24 protein-coding genes are annotated in these 25,240 nt (G+C 35.6%); 2 read left to right on the top strand and 22 right to left on the bottom strand.

From position 1 onward, the window contains the following. Window positions 1-105: 105 nt before the first annotated feature. Genes Bccel_RS01970 through Bccel_RS01965 form a run of 3 tightly spaced genes read right to left on the bottom strand, consistent with a single transcriptional unit; the run spans window position 106 to window position 5,569 of the window. Complete coding sequence (locus Bccel_RS01970; protein ID WP_050752993.1) at window positions 106-4,740, bottom strand: DNA repair ATPase; 4,635 nt, start codon at window positions 4,738-4,740, stop codon at window positions 106-108. Beyond that, entirely contained in the window at window positions 4,731-4,901 is a 171-nt protein-coding gene (locus tag Bccel_RS30030) for a hypothetical protein (RefSeq protein WP_154673538.1), read from the bottom strand. The genes Bccel_RS01970 and Bccel_RS30030 overlap by 10 nt, the downstream gene beginning before the upstream one ends. 2 nt (window positions 4,902-4,903) lie before the next feature. Beyond that, the gene (locus Bccel_RS01965) at window positions 4,904-5,569 is read right to left on the bottom strand and encodes an OB-fold-containig protein (protein WP_036946368.1); all 666 of its coding nucleotides are present in this window, start codon (window positions 5,567-5,569) and stop codon (window positions 4,904-4,906) included. Window positions 5,570-5,902: 333 nt separating this feature from the next. Between Bccel_RS01965 and Bccel_RS01960 the strand changes: the two genes are divergently transcribed. Continuing rightward, on the top strand, window positions 5,903-6,259 hold the full coding sequence (locus Bccel_RS01960; RefSeq protein ID WP_036946365.1) for a DMT family protein: 357 nt from the start codon (window positions 5,903-5,905) through the stop codon (window positions 6,257-6,259). A gap of 20 nt (window positions 6,260-6,279) precedes the next feature. On the opposite strand, the gene Bccel_RS31160 is transcribed toward Bccel_RS01960, so the two are convergent. From Bccel_RS31160 to dpsA, 18 genes are all read right to left on the bottom strand, one after another. Beyond that, entirely contained in the window at window positions 6,280-7,209 is a 930-nt protein-coding gene (locus tag Bccel_RS31160; protein WP_242853230.1) for a GNAT family N-acetyltransferase, read from the bottom strand. A 150-nt stretch (window positions 7,210-7,359) separates the two neighbouring features. Next, the gene (locus tag Bccel_RS01945; protein ID WP_036946362.1) at window positions 7,360-8,502 is read right to left on the bottom strand and encodes a sodium ion-translocating decarboxylase subunit beta; all 1,143 of its coding nucleotides are present in this window, start codon (window positions 8,500-8,502) and stop codon (window positions 7,360-7,362) included. Window positions 8,503-8,516: 14 nt separating this feature from the next. Continuing rightward, the gene (locus Bccel_RS01940) at window positions 8,517-8,915 is read right to left on the bottom strand and encodes a biotin/lipoyl-containing protein (RefSeq protein WP_036946359.1); all 399 of its coding nucleotides are present in this window, start codon (window positions 8,913-8,915) and stop codon (window positions 8,517-8,519) included. 56 nt (window positions 8,916-8,971) lie between these two features. Then, a complete protein-coding gene (locus Bccel_RS01935; protein ID WP_036946356.1) occupies window positions 8,972-9,298 on the bottom strand; it encodes an OadG family protein in 327 nt (108 codons plus the stop codon). Window positions 9,299-9,313: 15 nt separating this feature from the next. Further along, a complete protein-coding gene (locus Bccel_RS01930) occupies window positions 9,314-10,690 on the bottom strand; it encodes a pyruvate carboxylase subunit B (protein ID WP_036946353.1) in 1,377 nt (458 codons plus the stop codon). A gap of 482 nt (window positions 10,691-11,172) precedes the next feature. Continuing rightward, complete coding sequence (locus tag Bccel_RS31155) at window positions 11,173-11,418, bottom strand: ribosome small subunit-dependent GTPase A (RefSeq protein ID WP_242856983.1); 246 nt, start codon at window positions 11,416-11,418, stop codon at window positions 11,173-11,175. Next, window positions 11,391-12,188, bottom strand: a complete 798-nt coding sequence (gene rsgA / locus Bccel_RS01925; RefSeq protein ID WP_242856982.1) for a ribosome small subunit-dependent GTPase A — start codon at window positions 12,186-12,188, stop codon at window positions 11,391-11,393. The genes Bccel_RS31155 and rsgA overlap by 28 nt, the downstream gene beginning before the upstream one ends. Then, window positions 12,188-12,340: a hypothetical protein gene (locus Bccel_RS30690; RefSeq protein WP_162838925.1), complete on the bottom strand. Its 153-nt coding sequence runs from the start codon at window positions 12,338-12,340 to the stop codon at window positions 12,188-12,190. Before Bccel_RS30690 ends, rsgA begins: the two co-directional genes overlap by 1 nt. A gap of 437 nt (window positions 12,341-12,777) precedes the next feature. After that, window positions 12,778-13,962, bottom strand: a complete 1,185-nt coding sequence (locus tag Bccel_RS01920; RefSeq protein WP_160317677.1) for a lysophospholipid acyltransferase family protein — start codon at window positions 13,960-13,962, stop codon at window positions 12,778-12,780. A 180-nt stretch (window positions 13,963-14,142) separates the two neighbouring features. Continuing rightward, on the bottom strand, window positions 14,143-15,570 hold the full coding sequence (locus Bccel_RS01915) for a cytosine permease (protein ID WP_036946347.1): 1,428 nt from the start codon (window positions 15,568-15,570) through the stop codon (window positions 14,143-14,145). A gap of 72 nt (window positions 15,571-15,642) precedes the next feature. Beyond that, window positions 15,643-15,825 carry a hypothetical protein gene (locus Bccel_RS31150; RefSeq protein ID WP_036946345.1) on the bottom strand — a complete coding sequence of 61 codons (183 nt, stop codon included), beginning with the start codon at window positions 15,823-15,825 and terminating at the stop codon, window positions 15,643-15,645. Window positions 15,826-16,013: 188 nt separating this feature from the next. Continuing rightward, window positions 16,014-17,189: an endonuclease Q family protein gene (locus tag Bccel_RS01905; protein WP_036946343.1), complete on the bottom strand. Its 1,176-nt coding sequence runs from the start codon at window positions 17,187-17,189 to the stop codon at window positions 16,014-16,016. A gap of 425 nt (window positions 17,190-17,614) precedes the next feature. Then, a complete protein-coding gene (locus Bccel_RS01900; RefSeq protein WP_036946341.1) occupies window positions 17,615-18,151 on the bottom strand; it encodes an RNA 2'-phosphotransferase in 537 nt (178 codons plus the stop codon). 39 nt (window positions 18,152-18,190) lie between these two features. Beyond that, window positions 18,191-19,630: a nicotinate phosphoribosyltransferase gene (locus tag Bccel_RS01895; protein WP_036946339.1), complete on the bottom strand. Its 1,440-nt coding sequence runs from the start codon at window positions 19,628-19,630 to the stop codon at window positions 18,191-18,193. Continuing rightward, window positions 19,630-20,301 (bottom strand): cysteine hydrolase family protein, encoded by a 672-nt coding sequence (locus tag Bccel_RS01890; RefSeq protein WP_036946337.1) that lies wholly within the window; start codon window positions 20,299-20,301, stop codon window positions 19,630-19,632. Before Bccel_RS01890 ends, Bccel_RS01895 begins: the two co-directional genes overlap by 1 nt. Window positions 20,302-20,360: 59 nt before the next feature. Continuing rightward, window positions 20,361-21,269, bottom strand: coding sequence for an NUDIX hydrolase (locus Bccel_RS01885; RefSeq protein WP_036946335.1), 909 nt, complete (start codon window positions 21,267-21,269; stop codon window positions 20,361-20,363). Between the two features lie 118 nt (window positions 21,270-21,387). Beyond that, complete coding sequence (locus Bccel_RS01880; protein ID WP_036946690.1) at window positions 21,388-21,684, bottom strand: flavoprotein; 297 nt, start codon at window positions 21,682-21,684, stop codon at window positions 21,388-21,390. Between the two features lie 3 nt (window positions 21,685-21,687). Next, a complete protein-coding gene (gene dpsA, locus Bccel_RS01875) occupies window positions 21,688-22,560 on the bottom strand; it encodes a dipicolinate synthase subunit DpsA (RefSeq protein WP_036946333.1) in 873 nt (290 codons plus the stop codon). Window positions 22,561-22,839: 279 nt separating this feature from the next. On the opposite strand from dpsA, the gene Bccel_RS01870 reads away from it, so the two are divergent. After that, window positions 22,840-23,625, top strand: a complete 786-nt coding sequence (locus tag Bccel_RS01870) for a pseudouridine synthase (RefSeq protein WP_036946331.1) — start codon at window positions 22,840-22,842, stop codon at window positions 23,623-23,625. Between the two features lie 85 nt (window positions 23,626-23,710). On the opposite strand, the gene Bccel_RS01865 is transcribed toward Bccel_RS01870, so the two are convergent. After that, window positions 23,711-25,204 (bottom strand): carbohydrate-binding protein, encoded by a 1,494-nt coding sequence (locus Bccel_RS01865; RefSeq protein ID WP_036946329.1) that lies wholly within the window; start codon window positions 25,202-25,204, stop codon window positions 23,711-23,713. Between the last annotated feature and the right edge of the window lie 36 nt (window positions 25,205-25,240).

Below are 25,240 nucleotides of genomic sequence, written 5' to 3'. Positions count from 1 at the left end.
CAGCAGGCTGCCTTTTAATATTATTAATTATTAATTAATTAAATCTACATATTGGTAATATATTAAGGGAGGATTATTTTACCAATCCGCCCCTAATACTAACCCTTACTTTCCAAATCCTTTTTCCAACACATCTCTAATCAATTCAAGCTTATCTGAAAAGTCACCCAATTTTATCACAGCCTGGTCAATCTTATTACTGCTCTTTGCCATTCTGTTTTTATTATAAATGTCCTTAATCTCATTCCAACGCAGCTCTTCTTTTTCCTCAAGACCGAAAACAAGTTCCTTCCACTTTAGCAAATTGGCTTCAGCCCCTGTGGTTAGTGTCTGTGCATCATTTTCATAAGAACCGAGAATAACCCCGTTTAGCTCTTCATCATTCATAACGGCCAAGACTCTTTCCGAAATCTTGTTCATATTTCTATAGGAGCCCTGAAGCTTGAATGGCGGCTCTTTCCGGTATTCATCAGCTTGAGCTGCTGAATGTATGTACTCCATATTGATTTTTAATACAATATCCCTTACCCTGTTTAGCTTTTTAATTACTTCTACACATTCGTTAATCTCCTCCGCTGAGTAGCTTCCTTCAAAATCCAGGCCCTCTCTCATTCCATTTTCAGCGATGTCTATAAGTGTATATATATCTTTTTGCCCCTTTCCGGAAAGCTTGCCAAGTACCGGATTGGATGTGATGCTGTTTTCTAAATAGCTTAATTTAAATGCTTTTTCATTTTCCCTAAGCATATCCCCTAGGTTGTAAACATCTGCCCTATTAGCCAGCATATCAGGAATCTGAAACATATCTCCGCTTTCAGTATATGGGTTACCTGCCATTACTACAATCACTTTTTTGCCGCGAAGATCAAATGATTGCCCAACACCATTATAAACACCTTCTATTTTACGCTGACCGTCACAAAGAGGTATGAACTTTTGCAAAAATTCAGGATTGCAATGTTGTATATCATCAACATAAATCATGACATTGTTTCCCATTTTAAAAGCCATATTGAGCTTTCTTAGTTCAGCTTTTGCACTTGCACTGTTAGCCATATCGGGATCCAATGATACTACACTATTTCCGATTGCAGGCCCGTTTATTTTTACTAAAATCACGCCGAGCCTGTTTGCAATATACTCCATCAATGTTGTTTTACCATATCCGGGAGGCGAAATAAGTAAAAGCATTCCCATAAGGTCAGTTCTTTTATTATCACCTGCTACCCCTATTTGCTTTGCAAGATTGTCTCCAATAAGCGGAATATAGACTTCATCAATCAGTTTATTTCTTACAAATGATGATAGTACAGCTGGTTTGAACTCGTCAAGACGCAATTCTCCCCTTATCTTCTTAATATAAATATTTTTTAGTTCTTGGTACTTGCCAAAGTCTTGTGCAGTGTTTTCGCAATAATATTCAAGCTTATTGATAAAGCTGTTATAGGATAACATATATTCGCCATTTACAATATTGGGATGCACACCGATTAACCCTTTTATGTTAATCTTTGTTCCTGTTTTTATTTCTCTATATCTTATATTGCCACTTAATATAAAAGATATGATAAACTCGTCTAAGAACTCTATTCCATCTTTATTTTTTGTTTCATCTATGTACGCATAGTACCACTGCCTGACAAGGTAATAAGCACCTTCCAAATCACAGGAAACGGCTTTTAGTGAATCATTAAAAACATCAAAAGCATTTTTAGTTTTTAAATTTTCAATAAAACCTTTTTGCATTTCCTGCACCTCAAAGCTTTTTGCGAAGCAATCTCCCCTTAAAAGCTCCAAACACAAATATTCTGAAGCTTCTTTTACATATGCCTCATCAACAAACGAGTACTTGCTTAAAGCATCCTTTATTTTTACTGCAAGTTCATCACAAATCTCATCTAATGAAGGTTTTGTATTAAAGTATAAAAATATTTTTGACAATTCTGAAAGCCTGGTTTTAATTATCTTCTTAAATTGAACATCCTCGTAACTACTCCAAAACAGAAATGCCAAAGCTCTGGCTTTTGGAGCGAAAACCACAAGATCAATTTCTCTTCGAAGTTCAAAAAGTACTTTTAATATCTTAAAGCAATCTACATCATGAACACCTTTTGTATAACCATCATTATATCTCGGCTCCATAAACTTTCTGATAAAATCCGATAGTTCTTCATCAGAATATCTGCTTAAAGTATCAAAGTTTTCTATCACCCCATTTTTTGATGATTCATAAATCCTGTATGCCAAATACTCTGCCCTATAAATTTCACTATTTTCAGATACTAAAGTCTGTTCCCAAATACCCTTGAACTTGTTAAATTCCTCATGACTTACCTTCTCCCAGTAATCAGTCCCAGTAATATGGATATTCAGCGATCCCTCTTTCGGAATCAATGCTAAATCTATTTTTTGGGTATTTACAGCAAAATGATGTTTTCCAAATTTAATAACATTTTTGTTATCGACATACAATTCTTTTTTATCTTTTAGCTGCCTTAGAGCTTCTTCCTTGACAGTTTTCAGCCTCGCTGCAAGTTCATCAGCCTTAACACTGTCACCGAGCTTTGAAAGTTCTTCAATAATATCTCTTACTTTCTGGATCATTATATCCGAAGCAAAATACGCATTTATTTCATTTACGGTATCAAAACCTTGAAGCCTTTGCTCAATACCTTTTAACATCCTGTCACATGAAGAAAACAAAGCTAATAATTTTTTATTTTTATTTTCAATAATAGCCTGTTTTCTTACCTCAAAAGCATTATAAATTTCTTCCCGCTTTTGAGTTAATTTTGAAACATATTCATCAAATTCAGAAAACTTGCTCTCTAATTCCTGGATGCTCACCATTGCTTTATTTAAGTACGTTTCACACTTTTCAGGAGTATCGGATAAATCAATGAAATTTACCACCGATTGGCTTAAGAGTTTCATTTGTGAAGCAAATTGAGCCTGACTTTCCCCCCTCAATAATTCATCCACTTTTGATTTTACTTTGGATTTCCATTGATTTAATGCAGCATAAACGGCGGATATCTTTTCAATTATTTCAGTAGTTTTTGTTGGGTCCTCTATGTTAAAGTTACTTACAATATCAATTAACAGCTCAAGATCCAATGAAGTATTATTCATTTCCTCATACAGCAATTTACCATCAGATGATTTAGATATGGAAATAATTTTTTCCGAAAGAGTCTGTACCTTGCCAACATATGGTTTTAAGCCCTCATCCCTTAGCAAAAATTCAATGCACTTTTGGGAAAACAATTCATTCTGTTCTACTATATCTTTCTCCATTGCTTCAATGCATATAACGTCTGCATATTTGAGGTCTTTTAGTGATACAACTTCACCTCTTAGGGTTCTTAAGGCTGCTAATATATTTACAAACTCATCAATAGAGTTAAAATGCCCAAACTCAACATCATTTAATAGCTTTTTGGTTTTATCAGAAGCATCATCAATTTGCTTTTTAGTATTTGTCTTTATACTTATAACTTTTTCAAATTCAGCAATTGTTGAAGAAGCCGTAGTTTTTATCTCATTTAAAACGGTTTTAATACTAAAAGCTTCTTCCTTATCCAGCCAAAAGTACGAATCTACGATATGCTCTGATTCCTTTACAATATCAATATATATCTCTTGATAACCTTCACCTTTTTGGATAAGGTTGTAAACATTTCTACAATCAGCCATAGCTCTTACAATTTCTTTATTACCGATCTTATAGAGCATAGAATCGCTCTTTGACTCTAAGACAAAGTTTTTACCTACAAAAGGAGTCTGCCATATTTGAAGCATGTGGTTTTTACAAGGACTATCATTATGCTTAAAAACTATCAATTCACCATTCTTAAAATAGGAATATCCTGAGCAACATATAGGCGTTTCAATCTTTTGCTCAATTATATTATAAGTATAGATAACATATGTTCCGCTTTCCATATTATAGAAAACATACTGAAAATCTTCGCCATTAGTTGAGTCTACTTTCCTATCAAAAATACATTTATCCAACGCCACATCAAAGATTTTGTTTTCTCCGCTTTTAAGATAATAGCCCTTTGGAAAAATAAGTCCATGATCATCAGGTAAAAGTATACAGGAATCTTTTATAGCATCTATTCTTTCAATACTTTTAATCTTCTCATTGAAAACAAAGTATCTAAACTCATCTTCTTTGTATGGTTTTATCTTAATAAGGACAAGATATCCCACTACAGAATAATAAACTTCCGCATCATCAAGCGTCTGATCTTTGTCTTCAACGGGTTCAGAATAAATACCCTTGCCGACATTGGTATTATTTTCAATCTTAATTGTCAGGTCACCATCAAGAGTCTCTACAAAAACTTTATCTTTAAGAGAAATATGAGGGTGTAAACCATCTCGATGATCTTCTCTTCTGGTTCTCTCCCAATTTATATCACTAGGGTAAGCAAATCTTACTTCATGCTCACTCCGAGAATCCACATAAGTGAGGCTAGACCCATTCAGCACCCATTTGAAAACCTTTATATCAGTTGGATTCTTTCCAATCTGAAAAATCATGTAAAGGGTTGGTCCCCTAAAAGTAAACTTGGAAAAAAATGTATTTTTATAATATTTATATAGGTCATTAAAATCAGCAATAAACTGCTTATCATCAATAAGACTCAAGTCAAGCTTTGTAAATGTTTTATCCTTGTACTCATATACCGAAAAAACATCGGACAATAAAACGCTGTTCTTTAGGCCCATATACCTCCAAATGATACAACTGGACCTCCAACACCATTTCTTACAATAGCCTTACCCTGGTCAACCTTCCTGTAAAACCTTGAAAATAATGCAAGAATCCCAAAAACTATTATAATTACCACTACCACAATTACTGCAATAAGTTGAATTGTATAATCCATAACTAATCCACCCCTTCAAATTTTTTAACTAAATAAAAGTTTTTTTCATTGTCTTTCTTTATTACAAAGGCTTTTTCACCTTTATTAATCTTTGCTCCATCTGCTGACTTAATATTTATAACATAGGATTTATTATCACTTGCTACCTCAGCCTGCCCCAATCTTTCGTCGAATACATTGCACAAAACTATACAAACCTTTCCGATTATCACTTCTCTGTCAGATAGATTATCGTTGTTTCCAAACAATCCCTTTAATGGTATAGCAATATATCTGCATGATATTACACTAAATATAAAAACTGGAATTAATAAAACCGCATTTAATAGTCCCCCTGTCCTTATGGGCAGTAAATGCAAAAACATTGCTCCACTCCAGAAGACAACCACAATAATACTTACAATTACCATAAACGGTATATCTTTCACTTTTAAGAATGCCAATATTGTGTAAAACAATCCTCCATCATGAGTATCTACATGAGTATCTAAGTCGGTATCTATGTGTGTATCTATGTGTGTATCTATATCGGTATCTATATGTATATGGAATAAATGCACATCCAATGCCCCTATAATAACCGCTAGCCAATACAAAAGTATTAGTACAAGCATGGAGGTGGGAATAAAATTTGCACCTGCAATACTCGTTTTAAGAAGCTCAATCATCTTTCATCCCCTCACAATTTAGTATCATTGTTAAATATATAACAACTAAACATGGAAGTCAAAGTTGTTTTCTTCTATACTAGACGCCAAAAAATGCAGTAAAAACAATCCAGCGTTTACTATCAAATAAACCCATTATTTTGCATCATCCGATAAAAAACGCAAAATGCCTATTACTTCATATATATATGTCCAATATAATAACAGCATAGCATTAGCATATTTGCCCATAAACTCACTTGTATTGAAATCTATTAGGGGTTTGTGGTATTATCATATTTGTGAGTATTTTGTATACATAATGTAAACCTATGATAAACCAAGGAGTAGTTTATGATGTCAATTGTAAGTAAGTACTGGCCCTTTCTTCTTTTAGTTGCCTCTAATGTTTTCATGACCTTTGCATGGTACGGAAACCTTAAATATAAAAATAATTCAATGCCGATTTTCTTTATAATTCTTCTAAGCTGGGGTATAGCCTTTTTTGAATATTGCCTGATGATCCCTGCCAATAGGATAGCATCAAAAAATTTTGATACGGCACAGTTAAAAATTGTTCAGGAAGCTATAACTTTAGTAGTTTTTGGATTTTTCTCTGTATTTTTCCTAAAGGAAAGCTTTAAATTAAATTATGTTTTATCATTCATCTGTATTTTAGGTGCAGTTTTCTTTGCATTTAAGAAATTCTAAGGTGCACAGCAGCTAACCGACTAATCAAACCTGATTATAAAGCCAGTTTTTTTACCTCTTTCAAACCCTATATGTTCATAGAATTTGAGGGTATCTTCGCCTCTTCCCGACATAAGCATTACCTTATAGCATCCTTTTTCCTTTGCCATATCAATTGCCCTTTTTATTAGTCTGGTACCATAACCTTTTCTTCGGCAATCTCTGTGTGTAACAACATTTTCAATTAAACCATATGGCCTGGCTCCTCTTGTAAGATTTTTTACAATAACAAGCACACATGATGCAACCAATACATCTCCCAAATAAAACACAAGATAATTCTGACTTGGATCCTTCAATATCTCATCCCATAAATTCATCAACGACTCATCAATTTTCAGCTCACGATCATCCTTATTCAAGTCTTTATAAAGCAACAGCAGGTCTCTTAATTCATTTTTCTTAATATGTCTAACTTCTTCAGACGATACATTCTTTTTATCATTCTTTTGAATTTCCATTTTCATAGGTATGTAAGTAATCCCATTCTGAATGTTTTCCTCGCCCTCTTTATGGAAGCCAAGCTTGCCGTATATACTAACCGCATATGGAGAAGAGTTTACTGATATCTCATTTAGCTCTGGGTCTTTCTTAATACATATCCTTACTGCATCATTAAATAATTTTCTTCCAATTCCTTGACAGTGGAATGCCTTATCTACAAAAAACAGACTAACATGATTGTTATCCCTCATAGCCAAAACCCCTGCAAGTATTCCTTCCTCAAAACCTCCCAGCATAAAAAAACGACCGCTGTTAATAGACTTCTCAAGCTCCTCCGGCTGAATAAACTTTTTAAAAGTTTCGATGCCTTCCTCTGCATATCCAGGTGCTACAAAATCGCTAAACACATTCCAAACCAAGCTTGATGCCAGAGGTAGATCATTTTTTCCCAATACTCTTATATCCATAACTCCCTCCCTAACCCTTAATTTATAGACATATTATAACATAATTTTTTAGACATAAATAAAAGATAACCCCATTCAAGGTTACCTTCATTTTATATTAATTCTATATATTTATTCTATATATATTTATTCTATATATTTATTTTTTACTTAACCAAACACAGCCAGGAGAAAACCTGCGGCAACAGCAGATCCGATAACTCCTGCAACATTCGGTCCCATTGCATGCATTAAAAGGAAGTTTGATGGGTTTGCTTTTTGTCCCTCAACCTGTGATACCCTTGCTGCCATAGGTACAGCAGACACGCCTGCAGAACCTATCAGAGGATTTATCTTTCCTCTCGTTACAAAGCACATAAGTTTCCCTAAAAGCAATCCTCCTATTGTGCTGAACATAAATGCCATGAGCCCTAATGCAATTATTTTTAACGTTGATGGCTTCAAAAAGTTTTCAGCAACTGCAGTAGCTCCAACTGTAGTACCAAGGAATATAGTTACAATGTTTATAAGTGCATTCTGAACAGTACTAGAAAGCCTTTCAACAACACCTGACTCTCTGAATAAATTTCCCAACATAAGCATACCGATAAGGGGTGCAACTGATGGAAGAAGCATAACAACCAGAATGGTTACAGCAATTGGGAATATTATTTTTTCCAGTTTTGATACTTCTCTCAACTGCTCCATTTTAACTTCTCTCTCCTTTTTAGTGGTAAGAAGTCTCATAAGCGGAGGCTGGATCATAGGGATCAAAGCCATATATGAATACGCTGCAATAGCAATAGCAGGTAATAAATGCGGAGCAAGCTTTGTGGTAAGGAATATAGCTGTAGGTCCATCTGCTCCTCCTATAATACCTATTGATGCAGCTTCTTCAGGAGAAAATCCCAGTAATATTGCTATTACAAAAGCAATATAAATACCAAGCTGGGCTGCGGCTCCCAGCAATAAGCTGGATGGTCTGGCAAGCAATGGGCCAAAATCTGTCATTGCACCAATACCAAGGAAAATAAGGGAAGGATAAATCCCCTTTTTGACACCCATATACAAATAATATAACAAACCGCCTGGCTGTCCGTCGGCTTCAGGACTCATAAGCCCGGCCAGGGGCAAATTGGCAAGTAATACACCGAATGCTATAGGTAGTAACAGTAAAGGTTCAAACTTTTTTGCAATTGCCAGATATACCAGCACGCAAGCAACTAATACCATGATGCCCTGCTGCAATGTAATAGCAGAAAAACCTGAATCGTTCCATATCTTAACTAATGTATCAACAAATGAAAAAGACACTTTTTCCCCCTCCTTTATGTTTTCAATAATGCAAGAACATCACCTGTGGAAACAGAAGTGCCTTTAGCAATTGAAACAGCTGTAATAACACCATTTTCCGGTGCCGCAATTTCATTTTCCATTTTCATAGCCTCAAGTATAAATAAGATATCTCCCTTTTTAACAGTTGCACCTGCTGACACTCTCACGTCAAGGATTACACCAGGCATTGGAGATTTAATCGGCTCCCCGTCCCCTGAAACAACAGAAGTTGCTGCTGCTGGCTGTGAAGATACTGCAGGTTGTGCAGATGCTGAAACAGTCTGAGATACATATGCTTTTTCAGCTGTTTCAGTGGTCTTTACAATAGTAGCCTGGCCCTTTTCAACTTTAACCTCATAATTTTTTCCATTAATGGTTACTATATATTTCATTTTATTCAACTCTCCCATTATAATAATTCAATTAGTAATCTTTAAATCATCCCTTATTAGTCAAGTGCACGAATAGATTTAAACTGAAGCTCTAATAAAGGTATTTTTGACTCATCACTGACAATAGCCATAATCATAGCCGCAGTCTTTTCGTCAACACCTATTAGCTTTAATTCTCCTGAAGTCCAGCCTGTATCAACAGCAGCCTGCTCCTTTAAAGCATCATGTGTTTTTATTTCTTCTTTGACTGCCTTGGTACTGTCATTTGAAATAGCACTTACAACAGCAGACTGAAGCTTGATAAAAAAACTTAATGCTATCAGAACGGTAAATACAACAGTTATTCCGAAGACTGAAACTAATAAACTATCTAATAAAGTCATTCACGACACCACCTTTTATACCTTCATAATTGAATAAGAAACTTTGGTTGCAGTTTTCTCTTCCTTTTCCTTAAAGAACTTCTCAGCAATCTGAGGGAAAAGTATATACGAAAGCACATCTTCATCTGTTTTGCACATACCCTTAAGTTCTTTCTTCATCTTGTCGAATTCAGGCGATAGTGTATCTGCAAATCTCTTAGTTATGGGCTTTTCATCACCCAAAACTTTCTTGATAAGATCAGGATCCACTTCACCCGGTGCTTTACCATATTCACCTCTTACATATGATTTAACTTCCTTGGATATTGCCTTATATCTCTCTCCCAGCAGTACATTTGTAGCTGCCTGTACTCCTACCATTTGACTCATAGGTGTAACAAGAGGAGGATAACCAAGGTCCTTTCTCACTCTTGGAGTTTCCTGTAAAACCTCATCCAGTCTATCCAAGGCATTTTGCTGCTTTAATTGTGCTATAAGATTTGACAGCATTCCTCCAGGTATCTGGTAAACCAAAGCATCGGTTTCTGTTCCAAGAACATATGGATCCAGAACCCCTGAAGAAAGGAATTTATCCTTAACCGGCCTGAAGAAATCATTTATTGTTTTTAACAACTCACTTTTTAGGCCTGTCTGGTATCTCATTTGATTCAATGCATAGTTAAGTGTTTCAGTCGCCGGCTGTGAAGTACCTCCTGAAAAAGTGGAAATAGCAGTATCAATACCGTTACATCCAGCTTCTATAGCTTTCATATAAGTGATTGGACCAAGGCCTGTTGTAGAATGTGTATGGAGAAAAATCGGTACCTTTACCTTGCCCTTTAATGCCTTAATGAGATCATAAGCTTCCTGAGGTCCCATTATTCCTGCCATATCCTTAACACATATAGAATTGACTCCCATGCCTTCTAATTGCTTTCCAAGTTGTGCATAATTATCCATATTATGAATAGGACTTGTTGTATAACAAATTGTACCCTGGGCATGACCTCCGCATTTTAATGTCTCATCGACAGCTACTTCAATATTCCTGAAGTCATTTAAAGCATCAAAAATTCTTAATATGTCCATTCCGTTTTTTATTGAATAGGACACAAACTTTCTTACAACGTCATCCGGATAATGCTTATATCCTAAAATATTCTGACCTCTTAAAAGCATCTGCAGCTTTGTTTTCTTAAGCTTGGATTTAAGCTTCCTCAGCCTCTCCCATGGGTCTTCACTCAAATATCTCAGACAAGAATCAAAAGTTGCCCCTCCCCAACATTCTATTGAGTAATACCCAACGTCATCCATTTTCTCAAGAATACCTTCAAAATCACTATATGGCATCCTTGTAGCTATAAGAGATTGATTGGCATCCCTTAGCACCGTTTCCGTAATATTCACCTTCATTTTTTGCCACCCTTTCTTGATATTATATAGTAAAGCATAGCAATGCTAAAATTACAAAGAAGCAATATGAAATATATACCACTAAAATTACTCAGACATTAAAAAAACCTCAAACTAAGGTTCTCTGCATTGAGACATGTTAAATCTAATCAAAACTTTACTTAATACTTACCACATAATGAACATTCCAAAACATTTACTTTAATCTATTGTTAATGCTAAAAACATATATTTTCAACATAACACTGTTATAATTATATCATAATTTTATATTTACACAAAACTTTTTTGAAAAATAGTGTCTACTCCTTAATCATGTTGAAAATATAACTTCCCGTATAATTTCGCTTTCTAAGTTAACTTAACTCGTGAACAAACGCTCAAAACGGGAAGTAATATTTCAATCTTGCCTTTATATAAACACCACTTTTCTATAAGGATACAGAAACTTCAATACTTCTTATTTTCCTTTTGAATCTTTGCTATCTGCCTTCCCATTGCTTCTCCTTAAGCCTTAACTTGCCTTCCTTTTTTGCTTCAAGATGAGCCATTTCCTTTTGGAGCTTAAGCCAAGAATTCCACCTTTTCTCCTCAAGCTTGCCTGATTCTAAAGCCTCCCTCACCGCACAACCCGGTTCATTTCCATGACCGCAATCATAAAATCGGCAAGACCTGACGATCTCTTCCACATCTCCAAACATTATCTCCATTCCCTCATCTGCTTCCAAGGAAGTAACGTCCTCATTCCGGGAGTGTCCATTACGACTCCTCCCCCAGGCAAAAGAACCAATTCTCTATGAGTAGTTGTGTGCCTTCCCCTGCTGTCATCCTCTCTTATATCTTGAGTTTTAAGCACCTCACCTCCTGCAAGGAGATTGACAAAGGTTGACTTGCCGACCCCCGAGGATCCTAATAATGCTACTGTTTTTCCCCTTCCAAAGTATTTTCTAATTTCTTCAATTCCTTCGCCTGTTACACAGCTAATAGCATGAACCTCCACCCCTGGTGCAGTTTCAAATGCCAGTGACTTTTTACTTTCCACATCATCACACAAGTCAGCCTTCGTAAGAACAACGACAGGCATAGCACCGCTGTTCCACGCTGCTATCAAATATCTCTCAAGCCTTTTCATATTAAAATCCCTGTTTAATGACTGTATAATAAAAACAGTATCAACATTGGATGCTACAATCTGTTCCTTAACCTCTATCCCTGCAGCAGCCCTGGAAAACTTTGTTTTCCTTTTTAAGACTGTACAGATGCGTTCCGACCTGATTTCATCATCATACTGCAGCAGTATCCAGTCACCAACAGCAATTTGTATGCCATCCCCATTTTTATTAATCGGCCTGTTAACAAGCAGTTCACCAGAGTCTGCAATTACCCGTAAAATTTGACCGTAATCGGCAATCACCCTTGCAGGAAACATGCCTTGCTCCTGCTTTTCTTTACATTCACTGTAAAAATTCTCGTCCCATCCATAATCTATTATACTCATCAATCTAACCCATCCTTTATCATTCTCTTTTCTTCCTGCCTGCGTTTCTTTTTGTTTTTTGTATTGTTGTCCTGTACTCTGGTTCTTGGGTTTATCACCCAGCTCCCGCGTATTTCCCTCATATATTCAAAAGTACTTTTTGCTCTTTTCATAATTCATCACTCCTCAAAAAAGAATATAAAAATCCCGCAGATATCGACCACCTGCGGGATTTAAACGGCACACTACCAATTATTGGCAAAGTTATAAAAACATTAAAAAAACACGCTACCAATTGCGTGCTGATATTTTTATTACACGATTTAGGTTGCTCGAAAGAAGCTGCACAGGTAACAGTAAACAGCCCTAACTAACAAGGCAATCACGTTAACCTCTGCCGATATTCAATTAGTTAAAAACCACCTCAACATTTTTTACAGACATTAAAACAACTCCTTTCGAATTTATTTTATAAAAATCAATCTATATTAAAAGTGTTAATAATCTAATAACGATGATTTTTATATACAATATTATTTTATTGTTTATTCCCAATTTTGTCAACAAATATTATCAAAATTACTAAAAATAATTAAATACATTCTATTGTTTACACAATTTTGATGCCTTGTTTTGCCTTCTCAACTTCATATAAATACTCTGTTGCAAATTGAATTTTTGTAGCATTAAACCCTTCACCCCTAGGAAACAAAAAATAAGTGTCATCCAATGTTGATAATGTTACACACTGCCCATTGCCACGATAATTATATTCCGTATGAATAGAAGTCATGGTAATTGGTAAAAAGTGCAGCGTTTTCTCTTCGCTACTCCCATATTTCTTAAATGTCAATTTGAACCCATTTTTATCATGTACCAATCTTCCTTCTCCAAGATCGATAAAATTCACTGCGTTAGGTAATGCTTCAATATGCACTTCCACATCCAGAAAATATGTACCATTCTCAATTTCTTTAATAACCTGATTTCGCTGCCATTCATACCAATTCGGTATATGGGTAAAATCTACAGCACTTTCCCCTGTTTCATAATAAAACGTGTGTATCGTGTGTTTTTTTGTATGCTGATTAAGAGGCAAATGCTCCATTTTTCCATACTCCGTCATATACCAGCGTTGACCACAATACTTACAGAATAACTCTACACCTTCTGACGCCATCTGGAATTCGCACTTGCAAACAGGACATTGGTACAATGCCAGTTCAATTCCTTCTGCACGTTTTTTATATGTAATAGCCTGTTTCGTTAAATACTGCCATGCATATTCATCATATACCAAAAATTCCTGCAGTTTATCGTTTATTTCAGATACAGTTGCTTTAGCCAGTTCTTCCTTGGTAAATACTTGGGTAATGGTAGCATCCAATATTGCTTCCTTTCGAATAGTTAAATTCCATATTGGAGACTGCAAGTAATTTCCCCTCATATTTATCACTACAACAGGAACCTTTAGCATCTTTGCCAATTTGCCAACAGATTCAGGTAATTTAGAATATGTTCCGACATTGGCATAACGTGCTTCAGGATATAATACCAAAATTCCCTTGCGGTCAATCACTCTTTTGATATTCTTAACTAAAGCCAGATCATTAACAAATTTCCTGGTTCCAAGGCATCCAATCCGCCGATATAACCATTCACCATATGCCTCAAAGCCTTCTAATTCTGAAACATAATTAGCCCTGTACGGAAATAAAGCTAATGGTGTTACACAAAAATCCATAAAGGCATGATGGGTTCCAAGGACTAAATATGGAGGCTTTAATCCATTCATTCGGACCTTGTTTATTCTAAGTTTTGCTTTTCTTGTTACCCACCAGCAATAAAGCCATATAATAGGCATGAAAAAAACATTTTGCCTAGGTGGCGTCATAAAACGATCAAAATCTTTTTGTTCTTTTTATTCTTTTTCATAATGTACCCTTATCAAACCTTTTTCTTTTCAACTCTACAATTAGACAGTAAGTTCTTCCCTGTCACGAAGCAGATATTTGCGTATAATTGGTATCCTGCTAAGAACGAAATACAATATTCCGGTTCCTAAGAAAGAAAAACCTGTAGGTGTAAAACGAAATAGAAACATATTATGTACCTCTGCCTTAATCGGGTTATAAATAAGAAGTGACATTGTGATACCCGCTCCTACACACAGAAAACCAATCCAGTTGATGCCTCGTGTATAATCATAAGCGTGATATCCCGGCATGCCAAATGCCGAACGAAGTGCCAGTTTCTGTTTGCGAACAAAGAAGAAATCTACAACCAAAAGTGCAGCCAAAGGTGCATAGATACATGCACTGATTGTAAGAAAAGAGCCAAAATATTTAATAATCTTGCCCCAAAGGCAAAGAATGCCTACGTACAAGGCTAATATCATGATAAGTACTCGGTAATCCAGTTTTTTAAAAGAAGACTTCAACATAACACCATATAGATACGAACCAACAGCCTGTGTACCGATATTTGCAAATGCAACCAGCAGCAATGAAGCAAGGGCCAGTGCCGGAACTGATAAAGTAGCAAGCATCATTGTAGGATCATCTACCATCTTACCGGTTACATATTGCATAGCAATTGACATCACTGCACCAACAACAACGAAAAAGGAACCTGATAGGCCTTGTCCAAGTACTCCTGCCCAAAACCCTGAATTCTCATTTTTTGTAAGCCTTGGTACTCCTGACATACCTCCTACCAATGTGATAACAAATGCAAAATTGGCTTCTATAGAAATAATATAAGGAATAATATTTTTTGAATATCCCGTATTAGTAGGTTTATAATTCCATATTGCATCAAAGGGTACTGCGTTAAACCCTACTATAACCACTATAACCCCTACCCCTAAAAGCAAAGGCACTAAAATGCGTGTAGTCCATGTAATTGCACCAATTCCTTTATACGCAATAAAAGTTCCAATCAATACACATAGAATTCCTAAAAGAGAATGCCATGAATCCGGTATTTTTATTCCAAAAAGTGTCCCCAGATTTGTCATTGAAGATGAAAAGAGGTCTGCACAAACAGCATACCATGGAAAATTTATGATAATAATAATGACTGTCATGACTTTAACTCCAAATTGTCCAAAAACAGACCGCAGCCATATCCATATATCAATACCATATCTGACAGACAAAATAACTGGAAGCTGGTAAATAACCAGCATAAGAATGGCTCCCAGAAAAGCCCCGATTAATAACTGTTTAAAACCTACCAATGTGGCCAGATACGACCCCTGAGTATAACTCCATGTGGCAATACAATAGCCTGACAGCACCAAAAACGCATCAAAAAAACTATATATTTTCTCGTTTTGTAGTATAGGTGCGATTCCGAAGACTGCCTCTTTTTCTACTTCTTGATTAACATTATTCCCCACTTTGACATCTCTCTTTCTGTATTAAAAGTGTTCATAATCTTATAGATTTATCACTTTTTATATAATCTTTAACTATAGATATGCACCAATAATTATAAGTACAAGGCAGAAAAAAGCAACTGCAAATGTAATTAAATAATCTTTCTTACTAAAAGGCTTTGCAAATACATAATCTGAATTTTCCATCTTGCTTAGCCGCTCTTCAATCTTTGTATTTAATTGTTTTTCATAATCAGATTCTTTTTTTTCTTTCATCTCTAGACCCCTTCAAAACATTGTATGTTTTGTAAAACATAAGTTTATATAGCATTTCACTTCCTTAATATAGTACCATACTAACTACTATTTTTCTACAATAATTACTAAAATCCAACAACATTCTAGACATATAAAATCCCGCAGACGTTGACCATCTGTGGGGTTTTGTAACCTCAAACAATAATTTACAACTCAATTTTCCCATAAACACCGCCTCCGCCAACCTCGATTCCAAGCTTGCCTTCCCTTGCCAATACAATGTTCCTCGCTATATCCTCCTTGACCACTTTTGCAAGTTCTTCAAAGCTAACATCATGCAAAACATTCATCTCGCTGCCAAAGCTGTCAACCAGTTTTTCAATTGTTTTTGGACCAACCTTTGGCAAAAATTCCAATGGTACTTGATATATGTATGGCGGCCTACTATCAATATCGGGCTCATCCCTATCTCTAATGAGTTCCAACCTATCCCTCACACCTACTACTACGGCATGTCTATCCGATACAGGACACTTTAAAACAGGCGGAGTTCCCTCCACTACCCTATTGCAAACATCACAAAATGTACGGTGATATTTTCCGAGCAGCGGATTTAATCCATAATTTGCAGCAATCCTTCTTCCACCCTCATTTTTCAATGTCTTTAAAACCTCATTATAGTTGGCATTCTCCATCTCAAATATGTTATATTCTCTTCCCATTTTAGGAATTGAGTGAGCATCGGAATTGCTTATAAAGGTTTTCCCATCCAGTTCACTTAAGTGGCTAGCCATGGCTGTATCTGCACTCAGGCCTAGCTCTACTGTGAATATTTTAGAAAAGGATCTGTCATTAAATATTTCATGTAGAGAGCTGCAGCAATTTCCGTAAAAACTCTTATGGGGTGTAAATGCATGAGCTGGAATCAAAATCCCTCCAAGGCCATCAACAATGTCAAATAGCCCCTGCCCCGTAAGCCTGCTCATAAGGCTTGATTGCCTAATATCCCTCATATGCTTGCTCATTTCTGTTGAAAAAGCTTTTATTTTGTTTAATGTAGAAAAAAAGCATAAGGAATGTGCACTACATCCATGTTTCTCATGGGTCTCTATCTCAGCACCGGGTATAATACACTGCTTTTCCCTATACTTAAGTCCTCCTTCTGACAGCTCAACCAGTTCTTTTCTTTCGATCATTTCATCAATATCCTCAAGGACATAAGGAGAAATACAGTCCACCACGCCTATTATGTTGATGCCTTTTGTTAATGAGTCATGAGCAATGTTTTCAAAAGTTAAGTTATTGGCTGTTGCTTTTTTTATCTCTTTTCCATTTGACGAACGACCTATATGTACATGCAGGTCAACAAAGTATTTTTCCATCAAATAACCCTTTCTATAAAAAGTATTATATCTTAATATGCATTATTATTTACTCATAAATCAAACTTTATTTAAAGTATAATACACCATAAAAAGGTCCAGGATTATATGGGGTGAGGGAAACCCAAAGGCTAATATTATAGTCATTTTAGACAACCCTGGATGCAGAGAGGATAAGGATGGAAATGCCTATCTTTGCGGTACCAGGCACACATTGCAGCTCGCAGCTAGCACTGTTGGCTTAAACGATAATGATTTGTACATAACTTACATTCTAAAGTACAAACCAGTGCGAAATTATAATTAAGAAGAAGACCTAATCTTTATAATATTTTTATTAAAGATTGGGAAAACGTAGCATGCATGTCAAAGCAACAGCTCAAAGAAAAAAACTATTAATACTTTTAAAGTGGATAATTTTCAGATTAATCCTCTATGTATTTGCTATCCACGTTATCTGCAAGCCAAATGGTTTCATTTCCATAGTAAAACTTAGCACCATCATCCCATGCTTTTTTAGCATAAATTTTTAAAAGTACCGGGGAAGAATCCCTTCTCTTTCCAACAATTGATGCTGTAGCGGTATCCGAGGACAAATGTACATACTGCCTCCCCCTTGGCAAAAGCCCATCTTTCATTATGGATTCAACAAAACGTCTTGCAGTTCCATGATATAAGATCTCAGGCGGCTCCTGGGGTTCTTTAATTAATTTTTGAGGTATTGAATGCCCGTAAAGAGCTCTGATCTTTCCATCTTTTATTTCAAATCGTTTTTTATCCGATAACTCCATAGACTTCAAAATATCTTTAATGGTTACAAACTGCCATTTTGTATCTTCTCTTAACGAGTCAATAAGCTGCTGAACATCTACAGCTCCGTTTTCATCCAGCTCAAGTTCATACTCCCATGGTGCATGCCTTAAAGCATATGATATTTCCTTACTTAATCCAACATAATTCATTATTATCCCTTCTTTCAAAATGCCACATCTGCAGCATGACTAAACTGAAAACTCCTTAAGAAGTCTTTCCTTCATTTGCCATATAGATACTGATAAATCAACATAGTACTTGTGAGGATTTTCAAATCTCTTAACCTCATCCCACAAGGTATCTACCTGTTCTTTACAGTAATCCTTAATGTCTTTAAGGTTAGGACTTTCATAAACACATTCACCTTTATCAAATATCCTGGTAAGGAGCTTTTTCGCCTCAAAATTGGTAACCGTTTTTCTTTTCCAGGTATATTCGGGATCAAATAATTCATAAGGCTTGTTTTCATCTATGATCTCGTCAAACTCTGTTAAGACATCTGCTATCGCCTTTCCCGACGCCTTGTCATACAGTCTCCATGTTTGCTTAAATCCTGGATTAGTAATCTTACCCACATTCTCACTCAGTTTTATTTTAGGCAATAGTTTACCGTTTTCATTTACAGCAACAAGCTTGTAAACTCCTCCAAATACAGGCTCGGATTTTGAAGTTATAAGCCTTTCGCCTACTCCAAAGAGGTCCACCTGTGCTCCCTGCGTTAATATGTCCCGAATAATGTACTCATCAAGTGAATTGGAAGCCACAATTTTACAATCTGTAAAACCCGCTTCATCCAGCATCTTTCTTGCTTCCCTGGATAAGTATGTTATATCACCTGAGTCTATCCTTATTCCTTTAGGCCTGAAACCCTTAGAAACAATTTCTTCATTAAATACCTTAATTGCATTAGGTACGCCCGACTTTAGCACATTGTATGTATCTACAAGCAAGGTGCAATTGTCTGGATATGTTCTTGCATAAGCTCTGAAAGCCTCAATCTCATTTGGAAACATCTGAATCCAGCTGTGAGCCATAGTTCCTATTGCAGGAATTCCAAATTCACTATCACCTATGGTACATGCTGTACCAACACAACCGCCGATGTACGCAGCTCTTGCTCCATATATCGCACCGTCATAACCCTGTGCCCTTCGCGAGCCAAACTCCATAACTTCCCTGCCCGCAGCAGCTCTCACAATTCTGTTGGACTTTGTAGCAATAAGGCTCTGATGATTTATTGTAAGGAGCACCATTGTTTCAATAAACTGTGCTTCTATTACAGGACCTCTTATTGTCAAAATAGGTTCATTCGGAAATATAGGGGTCCCTTCAGGAATAGCCCATACATCACAGCTGAACTTAAAGTTTTTAAGATACTCCAGAAATTGTTCATTAAAGATGTTTTTACTTCTTAAGTACTCAATGTCCTTTTCTTCAAACCTGATACTTTTTATATACTCAATTAATTGCTGGACTCCAGCCATTATGGCAAAGCCGCCGTTATCAGGAATTTTCCTGAAAAACATGTCGAAATAAGCACATTTATCCTTCAATCCATTTTCAAAATAACCGTTGGCCATAGTGAGCTCATAAAAATCCGTAAGCATTGTCAAATTCATTTTATTCATTATTCTATACCTCCTACAATTTCTACCCCGTTTATTGTCATATTATAAAGTGCCATAACCTGCATCAAATCACCATTGTGCATGCCTAAGTCATAGGTTTGTACTGCGTTTACGGGAATTATAACCCTGGACTTCTTGTTTTGTTTGTTAAACCATGTCTTTAATGTTGTTGCAAACTGCTGAACACATATATCTGTACAATCGCCTGTAACTACAAATGTATCTATGTCTTTGTTTTCTTCCAGCCAGCTTTGGAACTCATCTTCAATAAATCCATTAGTGGAATTCTTTGGTATAAGTTTATACCCACCGATTTCCTTAAGCTCATCAACTATTTCCCATTCGCTGGTTCCTGCCATGCAGTGGACTGGATACGAACCGAACTCAGGTGACTCATCGGTATGACAGTCTGCAAATGCAAGCTTTTTAATCCCCATTTCATCACAAGCCTTTGACATTTTTTCAATCTCAGGTATAACTCCCTCAACTCTTGGGCTTTTTAATGCACCTTCCCTGGCAAATCCATTAATCATATCCACAATAACAAGTGCAGTTTTTTCTATCTGCAAATCTTTAAATCTTATAACCGGAAGCTTTGTCAGCATATCAAACATCTCTCCTAATGTGTCTGTGCTCCTTTTTATAAAATCGTCCTTATTTAAATTTTTCATAAAATACATCTCCCTTCTATTTGATAAACACAATAATCTCAGCTACCATTTACAATGATCTAACCTATTCCCACCCAGTCAGGGTTAAACTTAAAAAGCTTTGAAGGCCTGTGGCCTGCGTCCTTTGTATACTCGTCTGTTTCTACTACCATATCTGAAATTTTTCTTCTGAAGTTGGCTTTAAGAAGCTCAGTATCCAAAATAACCTCATAAACTTGCTGGAGCTCGGTTAGTGTAAATTTTTCAGGCATAAGGTTAAATGCAATACCTGTATACTCAATTTTGTTCCTTAACCTTTCAATTGCGTATTGAATTATTTTGGGATGATCAAATGCAATTCCGTGGGATTCTACTACTTCACTCTCTACTTTTGTTATTTTCCCCTGGACCGTTATTATGTTTTTTACAATAGCTGTTAAGTTTTCTTCATCACTATTGAGGCTTAGCTTGTTTAACCTGTGAAGTATATATCCATTTTCAGTCATAGTTTTCTGTTCTTTAATAAGTTTGCTTTTTACTGTGAACCACTTAGCATCGTCTGCGTCATCACTTGCTTTGATATCAAGAGTTTTACTATCTACCAACGACATATATGAAACACTTATAACTCTGGTCCTCGGATCTCTTCCTACATCCCCCCATGTATACAACTGTTCCATATATATATTGTCAATGTTCGTCTCCTCTTTTAGCTCCCTCAAGGCCCCTTCATCTATATTTTCATCCATATTGATAAAACCTCCGGGAAGTGCCCATTGTCCAATGAAAGGATGATCTCCCCTCTTAATCATCAAAAGCCTTAAAACTTTTTCAGGTAATTTCCTGTAGTTCTTCTTTTCTTCGTCAGTAACTGTAAAAATAAGCATATCAACGGTAACTGATGGTCTCTCATACTTAGCAGCATCATAACTATTTAAAAACTGTTCTTCTGTAAGCCCTTGTTTATTCAACACTGTATCTTCACTCATTAGTATCACCTTTATTAATATTCGTTTTTTGTTATTATCAATTTGTTAATATCATTATATTACTTTACCCACTAAATTGTCAATGCTTTTTATATAAGATTATAATTAATTTTTGCACTTAATGTGTATTCCCTGTACACGGAGCAATAACCAAAACATCCAGATAGCCTTTTGGCCCTATAGGTTCAACTTCTTTTATTGTTGTCATAGGATCCTTTCCTGTAATAGCCTTTAATTTGTCTTTCAGATCCTTGGCTGTACCGAATCTGGTATCAATTTCATCAACAATATTCGATAATATTGGGAAAACCTCTGCTCCTTCTGAAACCAACTTTTCAATTTCAGGAACAATTTTTCCAATTGTACAAAAAGACCCTGTCATGGCAAGGCCAACCTTTATTCCTTGAAGCAACATATCCTATACCCCCAACTCGCCTATAATATTAAAAACAGTTTCTTTTATAAACTTAGCAGCAGTTATGGGAGCAACCTTACCAGGAAGGGATAAAGCCCATATAGCTTTTACACCAATTCCCTTGGCCTTATCAAAGTCTACTCCCCCAGGCTTAGAGGCTAAATCTATGATTAAACAGTCTTTATTTACAAGCTTTAATTTACTCTCATCTAAAATAATACTTGGTATTGTATTAAAAATAGCATCTGCCTGAGGAATAATGCTGTCAATATTGTTCAATAATACAGGTTTATAACCATAACTTTTAATCCATGCTATATCTGAGAACTTTCTTGCCTCAACATATACATCTGCCCCGAGTGCATAAAGCATTTTTGCAAGTATCTTGCCAATTCTTCCAAACCCAAGTATAACACATTTGCTGTCATGGAGAGTTATAGGCATTTCCTCCATCGCAATCTGTATTGCTCCTTCCGCAGTAGGAATTGCATTTAGAATAGCCATATCCTCTCTTTCAAGTATATCAATTGTATTAACGTTATAGATTTGTGCTAAATGCTGTACCTTTCCGCTTACTCTTCCAGCAATGAAAATCTGGTTTTTTTTCATTATTTGGAATACCTCGTTTATGTATATTTTTCCTTGATGAAAGGGTGCATTAATAGTTTCATTATCGTTAGAGCAAGGAAGAGGACCTATAACAATATCTGCTTCCCCAACAGCTGTATTCATATCCGGGCTTTCCGACAGACCTGTATTAAAGCTTGCATTGTTAAAGCCATATATGTTAACCTTGTAACCTTCAAGTGCGATTAAATTAGCAAGTTTAATGCTTCTTATATCCCCTCCGATAATGGTGAATTTTGTGCTGCCCATTTTTATCCCCCTGTGGTATTATGGTGACTAGTATATGTTATGTGACTTACGTAGTTTAAGTGCTTGTACCTGCATATAACAAAATCACTTTCAATTCTCATGAAATTTTTAAACTACAAATACTTTGAACCTATTATTCCAACGGAATGATGTAAATGATATAATGTCATCCATAATGTGTTAGCAGAAAACAAGATGGTGTAAATCGAATATAATCCCTGCTGTAAAAAAATGACTGCAGTTATATTCTCACATACACTTAGAAAGCGAATATCAAATATGAGGTTAGATAAATTTTTAGCACAATCATCCATTGGAAGAAGAAAAAATGTTCGTATTTATATAAAAGAAGGTATGGTTAATGTAAATGGAAAAGTTATAACAGTACCTGCGAAAGAAATTGATGAAAATTCTGATATTGTTGAGTATGATGGTAAAATAGTTGATTATACTGAAAAAGTATATTACATGTTTAATAAACCTTCCGGCTGTATTACAGCCAAAAAAGATACTGTTAATAAAACAATATTTGATTATTTAGACAACGCCCAAATGAGGGGAGTGTTTCATGTTGGCAGATTGGACAAAGATACTGAGGGATTGCTGCTGCTTACTAATGATGGTGAGTTTGAACATAAACTAATGCATCCACAAAAGCATATTGAAAAAACGTATTGTTTTTGGGCTTTAGGCTCTTTAGATGATGAGGATAAAAAGCGATTGGAGCATGGAATTTCTATCGGAAAAGATGCGGTTCTAACAAAACCTGCAAAAATAGAAATACACAAATATGGAATATATAAAGATTTTAGGCATGAAATTTCTATTGAGAATTTAAACAATATAAATTCATACCTTAATAATCAGACAGTTATATCAGGATATCTTACAATTACCGAAGGCCGTAAGCACCAAGTTAAACGTATGCTAAAGGCGGTTGGTTGTCATGTGATATATTTAAAAAGGATTTCCATTGGAGGATTATTGTTAGACAAGTCTCTGAAAGAAGGTCACTATAGGCCCTTGACAGACTTGGAAATGAAACTGTTATTTAGGAATGGTTAAGAAATCTCTTATACTTGCTTAAAATAGAATAAAAATGCACCGGAAATTCCAGTGCATTTTTTATTCTATTTTATTTTAATATAAATCATTTATAGTCATTAATCGTTTTACCGAAATACTTGGCAATTATTACTATATCTGCAATATTTATCACTTTATCCATATTTATATCACATGCAGTGTTGTAAAGTTCGTCTCCCTCTTTGCTATTAAAAGCTTTAGCCAAATCAATAACATCTACCATGTTGATTGCATTATCCTTAACAATATCACCCGGCCACATTTCAATAGGCTTATCCTCTGTAGAAATAATGGTTGTATCAGTGATATCAATATTGATTATCTTTCTATCAAGATAACCTTTTTTGCTTACCTTCAACGAAACAGGCGAACTATTAAATGAATTCAACTCAAAATATCCTTTAGAATCAGTAAGTACATATGATCCCATCAATGTCTCAACAATGAATCCGGCATTTATTAATGAGTTTGTTGAATCAAAACCTGCTTTAATATAACCGCATATCTTTTTACCCAAAGGATCTAGATCAAGGAATTCACTTTGTGCCGGTTCAGGTTTTGAATGCCTGGAAAATTTTACCCAATCAAGATTGCAGGTTCCATCTCCCTTGTAAATTATATATACATCCTTTGCCTTAAAATCAGCATTCATACGATCTAACATATAAGCTTGTTCACTAAACTTTGTTAATCCATCACCAGTATCTTTTAACTGAACTGTACCTATAAGAGTTCCATCCAAACCGTCCATCCTTATCTCCAGTTTTCCGGTCTTTCCCTCTGTTGCTGCAACAGCTGCGTTTACTGAGAATATATCAGCACTGTCATAACCTGAATAACCACTCAATAATACATTCTCCATGACAATATAATCTCCGTCATTACAAGAACTTATATATCCATTTTCTATTACAGTTCCTGTAGAACTGCAATTTTCAGCCTCAACCATTATAGGTCTTGAATACCCGGCAGGTGATGTTGGAAGTGGTGTCGGTGCGTATTCCAGCCTATTAAAGGACATGGCATCGGCAATACATTTTCCATCAGATACAGACTTGATAACTACTTTAATTACGCTGTCCTTCATAAATTGCATGAACTTTCCATAATTTTTATTTAATTTAAAATTCCCTTTTGAATTTACATTATAAAAACTATCAATATATTGATCATCGCAAAAAACGGTATATTTTGCTAAAGCATTTTCAATTCCATCCGGGATTAATGCTGTAATATCATAATAACCATTTACGGGAACTCTGAACTTCCACATTGCAGTACTACCTATTTTTGTAGTGGATATACAGGAGCCTCCGTAACCAAAATTCTCTATACTCCACTCCCCTTTTTGTGAAAAGTATGCTGGAACTGAATTATCAATAGCTGTTAATTTCGATTGTGTAGGGGTTGGGGTTGGTGCCGAAATTACAGCCACATCAATTGTAGTAAAAGATTCTGCGAAGCTTTTTTCACTGAAGTTAACATGCGAATAAGAGAATGCTAAAGATACTCCGTACACTATTGTTAACACAAAAATAACTAATTTTTTAGACTTCATAGTAAATCCCTCCTTGAAAATTTGAGAACTGCTAAA

Origin of the sequence: Pseudobacteroides cellulosolvens ATCC 35603 = DSM 2933 (assembly GCF_001262605.1) — a bacterium.
Lineage (GTDB): Bacteria > Bacillota > Clostridia > Acetivibrionales > DSM-2933 > Pseudobacteroides > Pseudobacteroides cellulosolvens.
The sequence above is the reverse complement of the archived record's forward strand: the minus strand, read 5'-3'. Positions and strand labels throughout refer to the sequence as shown.

What these genes read in the sequence shown, in the direction of transcription:
- Bccel_RS01970 (WP_050752993.1), bottom strand. Translation starts at nt 4,740, where the DNA reads ATGGGCCTAAAGAACAGCGTTTTATTGTCCGATGTTTTTTCGGTATAT.
- Bccel_RS01890 (WP_036946337.1), bottom strand. Translation starts at nt 20,301, where the DNA reads ATGAAAAATTTAAATAAGGACGATTTTATAAAAAGGAGCACAGACACA.
- Bccel_RS30030 (WP_154673538.1), bottom strand. Translation starts at nt 4,901, where the DNA reads ATGGATTATACAATTCAACTTATTGCAGTAATTGTGGTAGTGGTAATT.
- Bccel_RS31160 (WP_242853230.1), bottom strand. Translation starts at nt 7,209, where the DNA reads ATGGATATAAGAGTATTGGGAAAAAATGATCTACCTCTGGCATCAAGC.
- Bccel_RS01885 (WP_036946335.1), bottom strand. Translation starts at nt 21,269, where the DNA reads ATGAGTGAAGATACAGTGTTGAATAAACAAGGGCTTACAGAAGAACAG.
- Bccel_RS01930 (WP_036946353.1), bottom strand. Translation starts at nt 10,690, where the DNA reads ATGAAGGTGAATATTACGGAAACGGTGCTAAGGGATGCCAATCAATCT.
- Bccel_RS01895 (WP_036946339.1), bottom strand. Translation starts at nt 19,630, where the DNA reads ATGAATAAAATGAATTTGACAATGCTTACGGATTTTTATGAGCTCACT.
- Bccel_RS01920 (WP_160317677.1), bottom strand. Translation starts at nt 13,962, where the DNA reads ATGAATGGATTAAAGCCTCCATATTTAGTCCTTGGAACCCATCATGCC.
- rsgA (WP_242856982.1), bottom strand. Translation starts at nt 12,188, where the DNA reads ATGAGTATAATAGATTATGGATGGGACGAGAATTTTTACAGTGAATGT.
- Bccel_RS01865 (WP_036946329.1), bottom strand. Translation starts at nt 25,204, where the DNA reads ATGAAGTCTAAAAAATTAGTTATTTTTGTGTTAACAATAGTGTACGGA.
- Bccel_RS01960 (WP_036946365.1), top strand. Translation starts at nt 5,903, where the DNA reads ATGATGTCAATTGTAAGTAAGTACTGGCCCTTTCTTCTTTTAGTTGCC.
- Bccel_RS01965 (WP_036946368.1), bottom strand. Translation starts at nt 5,569, where the DNA reads ATGATTGAGCTTCTTAAAACGAGTATTGCAGGTGCAAATTTTATTCCC.
- Bccel_RS01905 (WP_036946343.1), bottom strand. Translation starts at nt 17,189, where the DNA reads ATGGAAAAATACTTTGTTGACCTGCATGTACATATAGGTCGTTCGTCA.
- Bccel_RS01880 (WP_036946690.1), bottom strand. Translation starts at nt 21,684, where the DNA reads ATGTTGCTTCAAGGAATAAAGGTTGGCCTTGCCATGACAGGGTCTTTT.
- dpsA (WP_036946333.1), bottom strand. Translation starts at nt 22,560, where the DNA reads ATGGGCAGCACAAAATTCACCATTATCGGAGGGGATATAAGAAGCATT.
- Bccel_RS30690 (WP_162838925.1), bottom strand. Translation starts at nt 12,340, where the DNA reads ATGAAAAGAGCAAAAAGTACTTTTGAATATATGAGGGAAATACGCGGG.
- Bccel_RS01935 (WP_036946356.1), bottom strand. Translation starts at nt 9,298, where the DNA reads ATGACTTTATTAGATAGTTTATTAGTTTCAGTCTTCGGAATAACTGTT.
- Bccel_RS01940 (WP_036946359.1), bottom strand. Translation starts at nt 8,915, where the DNA reads ATGAAATATATAGTAACCATTAATGGAAAAAATTATGAGGTTAAAGTT.
- Bccel_RS01870 (WP_036946331.1), top strand. Translation starts at nt 22,840, where the DNA reads ATGAGGTTAGATAAATTTTTAGCACAATCATCCATTGGAAGAAGAAAA.
- Bccel_RS31150 (WP_036946345.1), bottom strand. Translation starts at nt 15,825, where the DNA reads ATGAAAGAAAAAAAAGAATCTGATTATGAAAAACAATTAAATACAAAG.
- Bccel_RS01900 (WP_036946341.1), bottom strand. Translation starts at nt 18,151, where the DNA reads ATGAATTATGTTGGATTAAGTAAGGAAATATCATATGCTTTAAGGCAT.